At 72.9% G+C, this 12065-nt stretch carries 11 protein-coding genes; 8 read left to right on the forward strand and 3 right to left on the reverse strand.

The annotated features are described in order from the left end of the window. Nucleotides 1–14 precede the first annotated feature (14 nt). From TAE01_RS05770 to TAE01_RS05790, 5 genes are read left to right on the forward strand one after another with little or no spacing between them, the layout of a single operon-like run. Entirely contained in the window at nucleotides 15–1100 is a 1086-nt protein-coding gene (locus tag TAE01_RS05770) for an energy-coupling factor transporter transmembrane component T (RefSeq protein ID WP_147064339.1), read from the forward strand. Continuing rightward, nucleotides 1097–2719: an ABC transporter ATP-binding protein gene (locus TAE01_RS05775; RefSeq protein ID WP_147064341.1), complete on the forward strand. Its 1623-nt coding sequence runs from the start codon at nucleotides 1097–1099 to the stop codon at nucleotides 2717–2719. Before TAE01_RS05770 ends, TAE01_RS05775 begins: the two co-directional genes overlap by 4 nt. Continuing rightward, the gene (locus TAE01_RS05780; protein ID WP_246111165.1) at nucleotides 2719–3612 is read left to right on the forward strand and encodes an ECF transporter S component; all 894 of its coding nucleotides are present in this window, start codon (nucleotides 2719–2721) and stop codon (nucleotides 3610–3612) included. The genes TAE01_RS05775 and TAE01_RS05780 overlap by 1 nt, the downstream gene beginning before the upstream one ends. Then, nucleotides 3609–4223 carry a bifunctional adenosylcobinamide kinase/adenosylcobinamide-phosphate guanylyltransferase gene (locus TAE01_RS05785; protein ID WP_147064343.1) on the forward strand — a complete coding sequence of 205 codons (615 nt, stop codon included), beginning with the start codon at nucleotides 3609–3611 and terminating at the stop codon, nucleotides 4221–4223. Before TAE01_RS05780 ends, TAE01_RS05785 begins: the two co-directional genes overlap by 4 nt. Further along, entirely contained in the window at nucleotides 4216–5025 is an 810-nt protein-coding gene (locus TAE01_RS05790; protein WP_147064345.1) for an adenosylcobinamide-GDP ribazoletransferase, read from the forward strand. The genes TAE01_RS05785 and TAE01_RS05790 overlap by 8 nt, the downstream gene beginning before the upstream one ends. A gap of 86 nt (nucleotides 5026–5111) precedes the next feature. Here the strand turns inward: TAE01_RS05790 and gcvT are convergent, their stop codons facing one another. After that, nucleotides 5112–6230 (reverse strand): glycine cleavage system aminomethyltransferase GcvT, encoded by a 1119-nt coding sequence (gene gcvT, locus TAE01_RS05795; protein WP_147064347.1) that lies wholly within the window; start codon nucleotides 6228–6230, stop codon nucleotides 5112–5114. A 194-nt stretch (nucleotides 6231–6424) separates the two neighbouring features. On the opposite strand from gcvT, the gene TAE01_RS05800 reads away from it, so the two are divergent. Then, a complete protein-coding gene (locus TAE01_RS05800) occupies nucleotides 6425–7894 on the forward strand; it encodes a leucyl aminopeptidase (RefSeq protein ID WP_147064348.1) in 1470 nt (489 codons plus the stop codon). 74 nt (nucleotides 7895–7968) lie between these two features. Here the strand turns inward: TAE01_RS05800 and TAE01_RS05805 are convergent, their stop codons facing one another. Together TAE01_RS05805 and TAE01_RS05810 are read right to left on the reverse strand one after the other, a co-directional pair. Beyond that, nucleotides 7969–8157, reverse strand: coding sequence for a DUF5302 domain-containing protein (locus tag TAE01_RS05805; RefSeq protein ID WP_147064350.1), 189 nt, complete (start codon nucleotides 8155–8157; stop codon nucleotides 7969–7971). Nucleotides 8158–8301: 144 nt separating this feature from the next. After that, nucleotides 8302–8649: a hypothetical protein gene (locus TAE01_RS05810; protein WP_147064352.1), complete on the reverse strand. Its 348-nt coding sequence runs from the start codon at nucleotides 8647–8649 to the stop codon at nucleotides 8302–8304. Between the two features lie 200 nt (nucleotides 8650–8849). Between TAE01_RS05810 and lpdA the strand changes: the two genes are divergently transcribed. Together lpdA and sucB are read left to right on the forward strand one after the other, a co-directional pair. Continuing rightward, nucleotides 8850–10229, forward strand: a complete 1380-nt coding sequence (gene lpdA / locus TAE01_RS05815) for a dihydrolipoyl dehydrogenase (protein ID WP_147064354.1) — start codon at nucleotides 8850–8852, stop codon at nucleotides 10227–10229. 31 nt (nucleotides 10230–10260) lie between these two features. After that, complete coding sequence (sucB, locus tag TAE01_RS05820) at nucleotides 10261–12054, forward strand: 2-oxoglutarate dehydrogenase, E2 component, dihydrolipoamide succinyltransferase (RefSeq protein WP_147064356.1); 1794 nt, start codon at nucleotides 10261–10263, stop codon at nucleotides 12052–12054. Nucleotides 12055–12065: the final 11 nt, after the last annotated feature.

Consider the following 12065-nt stretch of genomic DNA (forward strand, 5'->3'; position numbering starts at 1 on the left):
GAGCCTCGAGCAGGGTGGCGCGACTCGAGCTCAGGCCCCGGCTCCAGCACCCCGCAGCCTGGTGGCTGTGGGGGCTGGGCCTCGCCACGGCCGCGTCGCGCACGACCAACCCGGTCCTGCTGCTGCTCGTCGTCGGGGTGTGCGTGGTCGTCGTCGCCGAGCGGCACGACCCGGCCACGGTCAACCCGCTGCCGGCCTTCCTCGTCATCGGCGCCGTCATCGTCGTGTTCCGCATCGTCATGACGGCACTGCTCGGCAACGGCTTCGTCGGGCAGACCGTCGTCGTGACCCTGCCGAGCGTGCCGCTCCCGGACTGGGCGGCGAGCGTCCGCATCGGGGGCACGGTGACGCTCGAGTCCCTGCTGTATGCCGCCTACGACGCCCTGCGCCTCGCCGCCGTGCTGGCGTGCCTCGGCGCCGCCAACGCGCTCGCGAGTCCGCGCCGGCTCCTGCGCTACCTGCCGGCCACGCTCTACGACGTCGGCACGGCCGTCGTCGTGGGGCTGACGTTCGCACCCCAGCTGCTCACCGACGCCCGCGACGTGCGCGCGGCTCGCACGCTGCGCGGGCGTGACGGCAGGGGTGTGCGCGAGATGGCGCGCCTGACGGTGCCGGTCCTCGAGACGGCGTTCGAGCGGTCCCTGGGGCTGGCGGCCTCGATGGAGTCCCGCGGGTACGGCCGGTCGGTGCGGTCGACGACGACAAGCCGCCGCGCCGCGACCGGGCTCGCCCTCGCCGGTCTGGTCGGGGTCCTCGCCGGGCTCTACGGTCTGCTCGACTCCTCGGCCGGCGGGGTGCTCGGGCTCCCGGTCCTCGTGCTGGGCGCCCTGCTCGCCGGCTCGAGCCTCGTGGTGGGGGCCTCGCGCGACCCACGGTCCGGTCACCGCCGCGACCGGTGGACGTGGACCGCGACGACTACCGTCCTCGCCGGTGCCGTCCCGGCGGCGGTCCTCGTCATCGCCTCGGCCGGGGGCTGGCCGGGCGTCGTGCCGAGCCAGCAGGCGCAGCTCCCCGAGGTGCCCCTGCTCGCCGTCCTGGCCGTGCTCGTCTCCGCGACACCCGCCTGGTTCACGCCCCGCCCCCGGGAGGTCGCCCCGTGATCACCTTCGAGCACGTGTCGGTGCAGTACGCCGATGCCCCCGCTCCCAGCCTCCACGACGTCACGCTCGAGATCCCCGAGGGCGAGCTCGTGCTCGTCGTCGGTCCCACGGGCAGCGGCAAGTCGACGCTCCTGCGCACCATCAACGGGCTCGTGCCCCACTTCAGCGGCGGGACCCTGACGGGTCGCGTCGCCGTCGACGGCCTCGACACGGCGGAGCACCGCCCGCGCGACCTCGCGACCGTCGTCGGGCTCGTCGAGCAGAACCCGTCGTCGACGTTCGTCACGGACGTCGTCGAGGACGAGGTCGCGTACGGCATGGAGACGATGGGCCTGGACTCGACGACGATCCGGCGCCGGGTCGAGGAGACCCTCGACCTGTTCGGCCTCACCCCGCTGCGCGCCCGCTCCCTACGAACCCTGTCGGGCGGCCAGCAGCAGCGCGTCGCGATCGCGGCCCTCTTCGCCGCCGGGCCGAGGGTGCTCGTGCTCGACGAGCCGACGTCGGCGCTGGATCCCGTTGCCGCAGAAGAGGTTCTGGCCTCGCTGCATCGCATCGTGCACGACCTCGGCGTCACGGTCGTGCTGGCCGAGCACCGACTCGAGCGCGTCGTCCACCACGCGGACCGCGTCGTCCTCGTCGAGGAGGGGCGCGTGTCCGAGCTGCTCGACCCCGCCGAGGCCATGCTGCGCTCCCACATCTACCCCCCGGTCGTGGGGCTGTCGCGCCTCGTCGGCTGGTCGCCCACTCCCCTGTCGATCCGCGACGCCCGCCGCAAGGCCTCGTCCCTGCGTGAGGCCCTCGGTGCCAGCGCCCCGCGCCCGGTCGCGGACCTGAGGGTCATCGGGCCAGCCGATGCCGTCGACCTCACCGGCGTCCGGGTCTCCCGCGGCGGGCGGGTCGTGCTCGACGGCGTGGACCTCACCGTCGCACGCGGATCCGTGACCACCCTCATGGGCCGCAACGGGGCCGGGAAGTCGACGCTCCTCGGGGCCGTCGCCGCGCAGCACCGGCTCTCCGGTGGGCGCGTGCGGGTGGGAGCCGCCGGTATCGATCCCCACGGCAGGTCCGCCCGCGAGCGGGTGCGCACCGTGGGGCTGGTCCCCCAGCAGCCCGAGCTGCTCCTCTACGCGGAGTCGGTCGCGGCCGAGTGCGCCGCCGCCGACGACGACTTCGGGGCACCGTCCGGGACCGCGCGCGCCCTCCTCGAGCGCATCTCCGGCGGTGTCGACCCGAGCGTCCACCCCCGGGACCTGTCCGAGGGGCAGCGGCTCGAGCTCGCGCTCGCGGTCATCCTCGCCGGGTCGCCCGAGGTCCTGCTGCTCGACGAGCCGACCCGTGGCCTCGACTACGGCGCCAAGAAGCGGCTGGGCGAGGTGCTCACCGGCCTCGCCGCCCAGGGGACGACCGTCCTGCTGGCCACGCACGACGTCGAGCTCGCGGCCGAGGTCGCGGACCGGGTCGTCATCCTCGCGGACGGCGAGATCGTCACCGACGGCCCCGCACGGGAGGTGCTCGCGTCGTCGCCGGCGTTCGCGCCGCAGGTGACCAAGGTCCTGCTCCCCCAGACCTGGCTCACGGTCGCCGAGGTCGCCGGCGCCCTCGCGAGGATCGCATGATGACCGGGCGCCGCGTCATCCCGCTGCGCTGGCCGGCGGCCGTCGCCGTCGGGGTCGTCGGGATCGTGGGCCTCGTCGCCTTCACCTGGCCCTTCTTCGTGACCGCCGACGTCGCCCGCGACCACGGCAACGACGCGCCCTGGCTCTTCGCCGTCCTTCTCGGGCTGCTCGCCGTCGTCTGCCTCGCCGAGGTGACGGCCGGCCGGCTCGACGCCAAGACGATCGCGGTGCTCGGTGTGGCAGCAGCGGCCGGCGGGGGGCTCCGGCTCCTCAGTGCCGGCACCGCGGGGCTCGAGCCGATGTTCTTCGTCGTCATCGTCGCGGGGCGCGTCCTCGGCCCGGGAGTCGGTTTCGTCTCCGGGGCCCTCGCCGTCACGACCGGTGCGCTGCTCACGGGAGGGGTCGGCCCCTGGCTGCCCTTCCAGATGATCTGCGCCGGCGGCATCGGCCTCGGCGCCGGCCTCCTGCCCGTCCGTGCCGGGAGTCGCGTGGAGCGCTGGGCGTTGGCGGCCTACGCCCTCGTGACGGGCCTGGTGTTCGGGCTGTTCATGAACCTGTGGTTCTGGCCGTTCCTGGGCACCGGTGCCCCGACGGGCATGGGTTTCGTCCCGGGCGCCCCGCTCCAGGACAACCTCGCCCACTACGGCCTCTTCTACCTCGCGACGTCGCTGGGCTGGGACCTGCCCCGTGGCGTGCTCAACGCCGTCCTCGTGCTCGTCGCCGGGCCGGCGTTGCTCCGGGTCTTCCGACGGGGCGCCCGCCGCGCCGCCTTCGGCGTACCCGTCGTCTTCGCACCCGCCCCGGGCAGGGACGCGGCCCCCCACAGGGAGCCCGCCGAGCCGCACGACGAGCCGCCCGTGGTCCCTTTGCACGACGCGGAGCACCCCCGGTGAAGGCTCAGCCCGAGGCGGCTGCCCCCGGGAGGGCCAGGACGACGACGCTCGTCACCGGTCCGATCCGCAGCGGCAAGAGCCGCCACGCCGAGGACCTCCTCAGCGCCCACCCGGACGTCACCTACGTCGCGACCGGGCGGCGCTCCGACCCCGCCGACCCCGAATGGAGCCGGCGGGTGGCCGGCCACGTCGACCGCAGACCGGAGACCTGGCGCACGCTCGAGACGACCGACGTGGCCACGGCCGTCGACCGCGCGACCGGTCCGCTGCTCGTCGACTGTCTCGGCACCTGGCTCACGGCCGTCGTCGACGGCACCGGGTGGGACGACCTGGACGCCGCCTCCGCGACCGTGCGACGAGAGGTCGACCGCCTCGTCGAGTCGCTCTGCGCCGCAACGTCTCCCGTCGTCGTCGTCACCAACGAGGTCGGGTGGTCGCTCGTGGCGACGACCGCCTCGGGTCGCCTCTTCCAGGACGAGCTGGGTCGGCTCAACGCCCTCGTCTCGCGGGTGGCGGACCGCGTGCACCTCGTCGTCGCGGGACGCGTCCTCGACCTCGGGGACGCTCCGGTCGTGGCCTGGCAGCCGCGGTCGAGGACGCTGGATGCGTGACGCCTGGCGGCTCGCGTTCGGCACGTTCACCGCGCTGCCCGTGCGGCATCCGGGGCACGTCGACCGCTCGGTCCTCGGCCGCGCGATGCTGCTCGCCCCTCTGACCACCGCGCCCTCGGCCCTCGTCTGGCTCGGTCTCGGGGTGGCGTCGTCACGGGGGTGGGCGCCGGCGGCCGTGACGGCGGTGCTGGCGCTCGTCGTCACGGCGCTCGCCTCCCGCGCCCTGCACCTCGACGGTCTCGCCGACCTCGCCGACGGGCTGACCTCGGGCCACGACCCGGCTCGGTCGCTCGCGGTCATGCGGCGCGGGGACACCGGACCGGCAGGAGCCGCGGCCGTCGTCCTCGCGCTCCTCCTCGACTCCGCCTGTCTCGCAGTCCTGTTCACCAGCACGCGTGGCGCCATACTGGCGGTGGTCGCGCTAGCGGCGAGCCGGCTCGCCTGCGCCGTCTGCGCCCGTGAGGGCATCCGCTCGGCCCGCCCGGACGGGCTCGGTCAGGGTGTCGCCGGTACCGTGGCGCGGGCATCCCTGATCGGGCTCGTCGTGCTCGCCGCATCCGTGGCCGCCCTCGTCGGGGCGGGTGTGCCCGGTGGACAGACGGGCGTTCCCCGGTGGGCCACCGCGCTCGCCGGTGGCGCGGTGGTCCTCTGCGCTGCCGGCGCCGCACTCGTGACCCGTCGCCATGCGGTGCGTCGGCTCGGCGGGATCACCGGAGACGTCATCGGGGCCGCTCTCGAGATCGCCCTCTCCGCCGGCCTCGTCACGGCCGCCGTCGTCGTCACGGCCCTCCCCCACCCCTGAGCCCGTCGAGTCGGGACGGAGCATGCCGTATGCCGGGTGGCGGGCTCCGAAGCCACCACCCGGCATCCGTCGTCGGTGACGGCCGCTCAGGGCTCGCGGACCTGGACCTGCACGAAGGGCGGCTTGACGACGGTCGCCTCGAGCGTGCGCCCGCGCACGTCGATCTCGACCGTCTCCCCGTCGGTGATCTCCGGGTTCAGCAGGGCCAGGGCGATGCCCTGCTTCAGGGTGGGCGAGAACGTGCCGGAGGTGACCTCTCCCGCAGCCGCGCCTCCCCTCGAGACCGTGCAGTGGGCACGCGGGATGCCACGGCCCGTCACGAGCAGTCCGCGCATGAGACGGGTGGGGGCGGCCCTCTCGGCCTCGAGGGCAGCCTTGCCCCAGAACGTGTCCTTCTTCCAGCCGACCGCCCACCCGGCACGCGCCTGCACCGGCGAGATCTGCAGCGACAGGTCCTGTCCGTGCAGGGGGTAGCCCATCTCGGTGCGCAGCGTGTCGCGCGCTCCGAGGCCGCACGGCTTGCCCTCGAACGGCGAGATCGCCTCGACGAGCGCGTCCCACAGTGCCGGCGCGTCGTCCCAGCGCGGCACGAGCTCGTAGCCACGCTCACCCGTGTAGCCGGTGCGGCAGACGATGACGGGTCGGCCCTGCCAGTCGGCCTCGACGAACGACATGTAGTCGTGCCCGGTGGGCAGCCCGAGCGCCTCGAGCACCTCGTCGCTCCTGGGACCCTGCACGGCCAGCACGCCGAAGTCGCGATGCAGGTTGGTCACCGTGATCCCCTCGGGAGCCGCGGCCTGCAGGCGCCGCACGACCTCGGCGGTGTTGGCGGCGTTGGGGATGAGGAAGACGTCGTCGTCGGACTTGAGGTAGACGATGAGGTCGTCGACGACGCCGCCGGAGTCGTCACAGCACAGGGTGTACTGCGCCGAGCCCGGCTCGATGCGGCGCACGTCGTTGGTCAGGCACGCGTTGACGAAGTCGGCCGCGCCGGGACCGGTCACCGAGGCCTTGCCGAGGTGGCTCACGTCGAAGACGCCCACGCGCTCGCGCACCGCGGTGTGCTCGGCGACGACGCCGCCGCCGGGGTACTCGATCGGCATGTCCCAGCCGCCGAAGTCGGCCATCTTGGCGCCCAGGGCGACGTGGCGGTCGTGCAGGGGTGAGGTGAGCGGGGAGGTCGTCCCCGACGTCGCTGTCGTCATGGGCGTCAACCTACCGCCCACCGGGTCGACGCCCCTCGCTCGTTATCATCGAACGCCGCCCAACCTCGGGGCGACGTCGCACCGTGACTGCAGCGGGAACTGCACCGCGACGCGCACCACCAGACCCGCTCTCACCGCACCCCGGAACGCTCGACCCGGTGCGCCCGGAAGCACCTCGACGAAGGAGTCCCCTCGTGGCCAACCTGACCATCTCCAACCGTTCGGCCGCCGACACGCCGGGTGACGCCCTCGTCGTGGCGCTCGTGCCCGCCGACGGTGGCGCGACGCTCGCGCCCGGGCACGGCCTCCCGCGCAAGACGGTCTCGCACCTGAAGGCCGTCGTGGCCGACCTCGAGCTGGCCGGCAAGGTCGGCGAGGTGACGACCCTCGCCGCGGTGCCCGAGGTCGCCGCCAAGCTCGTCGTGCTCGTCGGGGTCGGTGCGCTCGCGAGCGGCACCGCCGCCCTCGAGGACCTCCGCAAGGGCATAGGCGGGGCGATCCGATCGCTCACCAAGAAGAAGAAGGTCGCCGTCGTGGTCCCGGGCACGTCGGTCGAGGTCGTCTCCGCCGTCGCCGAGGGTGTGGCCCTCGGCGCCTACGCCGTCTCCAAGGCCGGCACGACGAGCACCGATGCCGTCGACGCCGTCGCGCTCGTCGGTCCCGCCGACGCGGCGTCGCGCAAGGCGGTCAAGCGCGCCGCGGCCCTCGGCGAGGCGGTCGCCTACACCCGCGACCTCGTCAACCTGCCGCCCAACCTGCTCTACCCCGAGACCTTCGTCGACTCCCTCGCCGACCGCGTCAAGGGCACCAAGGTCAAGCTCAAGTCCTACGACATGAAGGCGCTGCGGGCCGGCGGCTTCGGCGGCACGGTCGGCGTGGGCCAAGGGTCGGCCAACGACCCCCGCATCGCCGTCCTCAGCTACACCCCGACGCGGCCCAAGGCCTCGATCGCGTTCGTCGGCAAGGGCATCACCTTCGACTCCGGCGGCCTGTGCATCAAGCCGGCCAACGGCATGCTGACGATGAAGTGCGACATGGCCGGTGCCGCGGCCGTGGCGGGCGCCGTGCTCGCGATCGCCGAGCTCGGCCTGCCGATCGCCGTGACGGGCTACCTCGGCCTGGCCGAGAACATGCCCAGCGCCACGGCCCAGCGCCCGAGCGACGTCGTGACGATGCGCGGCGGCAAGACCGTCGAGGTGCTCAACACCGACGCCGAGGGCCGCATGGTGCTCGGCGACTGCATCGCCCTCGCGTCCGAGAGCAAGCCCGACGCCATCGTCGACATCGCCACCCTCACGGGCGCCCAGGTCGTGGCGCTCGCCAACACCGGCGCGGTCATGGCCAACGACGACGCCTTCCGCACCCGGGTGCTCGAGGCCGCCTCGACGGTCGGCGAGGCGATGTGGCCGATGCCGCTGCCGCAGGAGCTGCGCTCCGCACTGGAGTCCATCAACGCCGACCTGGCCCACAAGGGTGGCGTCGAGGGCGGCATGCTGACGGCCGGCATCTTCCTGTCCGAGTTCGTCGGCGAGGGCATCCCGTGGAGCCACCTCGACATCGCCGGCCCGGCCTTCAACGACAAGGCGCCCACGGGCTACTGGCCCAAGGGCGGCACCGGCTTCGGCGTGCGCACCCTCGTGGGGCTCGCCGAGTCCTACGTCTGAGCGGCCCCGACCCCGCCATGCGCAGGGGCCACGTTCCCGTCGGGAACGTGGCCCCTGCGCGTCGCAGGCGGTGACTAGCCGCCGGACTTGCGTCGGAACATCTGCTGGGCCTTGGCGGGGCCGTGCGCTCCGTGGACCTTGGTGCGGTCGTTGTCGTCGGAGACGTCCTTGCCACCGTGCGCGTGCTTCTTGTCGAGGGCAGCGCGGAACTTGGCCTTCATCTCCTCGCTCGGACCGTTGGACTCGCCATCCTGCTTCGACATTCGAGGACCTCCTGTTGTGCTGTGGCGCCGAACTCGGCACGGAATGGACACTTTTCACCCTGTCAGTGGACCGGCACCCGGTCCACTGCCTTTTCTGCCGGCCGGACCCTCGGCTCCCGATCTCGGGTATGCCGGGTGGCCCGGTCAGGCGTCCCCCTGCCGCCGGCGCTTGCTCCACTCGCGCATCCGGTTGGGATAGCCGGTCTGGTTGACGTCGTACACGGGGACGCCGAGCTTCTGGCTCATCTCGAACCCGTCCTTGGGCGAGCCCACGGCCCGACGCGTCCACTCACCGTCCCACGCGATGAGCACGATGGTGGTGGGCGTGACGCTCGTGGCCGGCTCGACGTAGGCCTCGACCCCGAGACGGGACTCGACGAACGAGCGCAGGTGCTGCTCGACCGCCTTCCGGTCGATCTCCATCTTGGGTCCGTCGGAACGGCCGAGGCGCACGGCACCCTTGTGGCTGCCGCGTCGTGAGAACCAGCCCATGGCGGCACTGTACGTGGTCGAGCCGTGCCCACGAGGGCAGCACACGCGGCGCCGTGACCTGCCTGTGCCCTCACACAGGATCAATGACAAGATGCTCTTGCACGACGCCCGTACGCCCACCAGCGCGTACTCCCGCACGTCCCCCTCCCCGGCTGCACCACAGTCGGAGAGGACGATTCGCCCCGAAGGAGAACACCCCCATGCCGGCTGATGCCGCCAGCGACTACGACGTCGTCATTCTCGGTGGAGGCTCGGGCGGCTACGCCTGCGCGCTCCGGTCGGCGGAGCTCGGGCTCTCGGTCGCCCTCGTCGAGAAGGGCCGGCTCGGCGGCACGTGCCTGCACCAGGGCTGCATCCCGACCAAGGCGCTGCTGCACGCCGCCGAGGTCGCCGACGTCGCCCGTGAGGGCGCGTCGTTCGGCGTGAGGACGACTCTCGAGTCCGTCGACATGGCGGGCGTCAACACGTACAAGGACGGCGTCGTCGGTCGCCTCTACAAGGGCCTGCAAGGTCTCGTGAAGGCTGCGAAGATCGAGTACGTCGAGGGTACGGGCGTCCTCGACGGCCCCCACACCGTCGTCGTCGGCGACCGCCGCGTCACCGGCCGCAACGTCGTGCTGGCCACGGGCAGCTACGCGAAGTCGCTGCCCGGGCTCGAGATCGGCGGACGCATCATGACGAGCGAGCAGGCCCTGTCGATCGACCACGTGCCGGACCGGGTCGTCGTGCTCGGTGGCGGTGTCATCGGCGTCGAGTTCGCCTCCGTCTTCAGGAGCTTCGGCTCCGAGGTGACGATCGTCGAAGCGCTGCCGCGGCTCGTCGCGGCCGAGGACGAGGCCATCAGCAAGCAGCTCGAGCGCTCGTTCCGCAAGCGCAAGATCGCCTTCAAGACGGGAGTGCGCTTCGCCGGCGCGACCCAGCAGGGCGAGGTCGTCACGGTGTCGCTCGAGTCGGGCGAGACGATCGAGGCCGACCTGCTGCTCGTCGCCGTCGGCCGCGGTCCCGTCACTGCCGGCCTCGGCTACGAGGAGGCCGGCGTCACCGTCGACCGCGGCTTCGTGTCGACCGACGAGCGCCTGCGCACGAACGTCCCGGGCGTCTACGCCGTCGGCGACATCGTGCCGGGGCTCCAGCTCGCCCACCGCGGCTTCGCCCAGGGCATCTTCGTCGCCGAGGAGATCGCCGGCCTCGCGCCGGCACCGATCGAGGAGACCGGCATCCCGCGCGTCACCTACTGCGACCCCGAGATCGCGAGCGTCGGTCTCACCGAGGCCCAGGCACGTGAGAAGCACGGAGACGTCGCGACGTACGAGTACAACCTCGGCGGCAACGGCAAGTCCCAGATCCTCGGCACGCAGGGCTTCGTCAAGCTCGTGCGCCAGGTCGACGGACCGGTCGTCGGCGTCCACATGATCGGCGCCCGAATGGGCGAGCAGATCGGCGAGGCGCAGCTGATCGTCAACTGGGAGGCGCACCCGGAGGACGTCGCGGGTCTCATCCACGCGCACCCCACACAGAACGAGGCGCTCGGCGAGGCACACTTGGCCTTGGCGGGTAAGCCCCTGCACGCACACGCTTGAGCCAGAAACTGGGAAGAGGAGAGAACACGTCATGTCAGAACGCGTGACCATGCCGGCCCTGGGTGAGTCAGTCACCGAGGGGACCGTCACCCGCTGGCTGAAGAACGTCGGTGACCGCATCGAGGTCGACGAGCCGCTGCTCGAGGTCTCGACCGACAAGGTCGACACCGAGATCCCCTCCCCGGTGGCGGGCACCCTGCAGGAGATCCTCGCCCAGGAGGACGACACCGTGCCCGTGGGCGCCGACCTCGCCGTCATCGGTGACGGGGAGGCCCCGGCGGCCGGTGGCGACGCCCCTGCCGCCGAGTCCCAGCCCGAGCCCCAGTCGGAGCAGCCCGCGCCCGAGGCACCGAGCACCGAGCAGGAGCCCCAGCCGGCGACGAGCGAGCCCGAGGCCCAGCAGGCCGAGCAGCCCCAGGCGGCGGCTTCCTCCTCGTCCGGCGGCGAGGGCCAGACGGTGACGATGCCGGCCCTCGGCGAGTCCGTCACCGAGGGCACCGTGACACGGTGGCTGAAGTCGGAGGGCGACGAGGTCGCGGTCGACGAGCCCCTCCTCGAGGTCTCGACCGACAAGGTCGACACCGAGATCCCCTCCCCGGTCGCCGGCACCCTGACCAAGATCCTCGTCCAGGAGGACGACACCGTCCCCGTGGGCGCCGACCTCGCCGTCATCGGCGGCGCGCCCGCTGCTGCAGAGCCGGCGTCGGCACCCGAGCCGGAGAAGGCACCCGAGCCCGCAGCCACGGCGCCCGAGGCCCCGGCCCAGGAGCAGCCGGAGGAGGCTGCGCAGGAGGCGGCCGGCAAGCCCGCCGATGCCGAGCGTGCGCCCGCGCAGCAGTCCCCCGACGCCGCACAGCCCGCGGCCGCGCCGTCGCGTGACGACGCTGCCGCCTACGTCACGCCGCTCGTGCGCAAGCTCGCGGGCCAGCACGGTGTCGACCTGGGCTCCGTCACGGGCACGGGCGTCGGCGGCCGCATCCGCAAGCAGGACGTGCTCGACGCAGCGGAGGCCGCGAAGGCCGCGTCGGCACCGGCCCCGGCTGCTCAGCCGGCCGCGTCCGCAGCACCGTCCGCACCCGCGGCAGCACCGGCCACCGGCGCCTCGTCGTCGGTCTCCCCGAAGCGTGGCACGCGCGAGAAGATGACCCGCCTGCGCAAGGTGATCGCCACGCGGATGGTCGAGTCGCTGCAGGTCTCGGCTCAGCTCACCACCGTGGTCGAGGTCGACCTGACGAAGGTCGCCCGCCTGCGTGCGAAGGTCAAGAGCGACTTCGAGGCCCGCGAGGGCACGAAGCTGAGCTTCCTGCCCTTCCTCGCCCTTGCCGCCACCGAGGCGCTCAAGGCGCACCCGATGGTCAACGCGAGCATCGAGGGCGACGAGGTCGTCTACCACGGCAGCGAGAACCTCTCGATCGCCGTCGACACCGAGAAGGGCCTCATCGTCCCGGTCGTCAAGAACGCCGGTGACCTCAACATCGCCGGGCTGGCCCGCGCGATCGCCGACGTCGCCGCGCGCACGCGCAGCAACAAGATCACGCCCGACGACCTCGCCGGCGGCACCTTCACGATCACCAACACCGGCAGCCGTGGCGCGCTCTTCGACACGCCGATCATCAACCAGCCGCAGGTGGCCATCCTCGGCACCGGCGCGATCGTCAAGCGGCCCGTCGTCGTCACCGACGCCGACGGCGGAGAGACCATCGCGATCCGCTCGATGATGTACCTCGCGCTGTCCTACGACCACCGCATCGTCGACGGGGCCGACGCCGCTCGGTTCCTCGGCACGATGAAGGCCCGGCTCGAAGAGGGCCAGTTCGAGGCCTGAGGTCCCCCCAC

Origin of the sequence: Terrabacter aerolatus (assembly GCF_007991735.1) — a bacterium.
GTDB classification, from domain to species: domain Bacteria; phylum Actinomycetota; class Actinomycetes; order Actinomycetales; family Dermatophilaceae; genus Terrabacter; species Terrabacter aerolatus.

Bases quoted from the DNA above. Each gene is read 5' to 3' on its own strand.
- lpdA (WP_147064354.1), top strand. From the start codon at position 8,850: ATGCCGGCTGATGCCGCCAGCGACTACGACGTCGTCATTCTCGGTGGA.
- TAE01_RS05780 (WP_246111165.1), top strand. From the start codon at position 2,719: ATGACCGGGCGCCGCGTCATCCCGCTGCGCTGGCCGGCGGCCGTCGCC.
- gcvT (WP_147064347.1), bottom strand. From the start codon at position 6,230: ATGACGACAGCGACGTCGGGGACGACCTCCCCGCTCACCTCACCCCTG.
- TAE01_RS05805 (WP_147064350.1), bottom strand. From the start codon at position 8,157: ATGTCGAAGCAGGATGGCGAGTCCAACGGTCCGAGCGAGGAGATGAAG.
- sucB (WP_147064356.1), top strand. From the start codon at position 10,261: ATGTCAGAACGCGTGACCATGCCGGCCCTGGGTGAGTCAGTCACCGAG.
- TAE01_RS05810 (WP_147064352.1), bottom strand. From the start codon at position 8,649: ATGGGCTGGTTCTCACGACGCGGCAGCCACAAGGGTGCCGTGCGCCTC.
- TAE01_RS05790 (WP_147064345.1), top strand. From the start codon at position 4,216: ATGCGTGACGCCTGGCGGCTCGCGTTCGGCACGTTCACCGCGCTGCCC.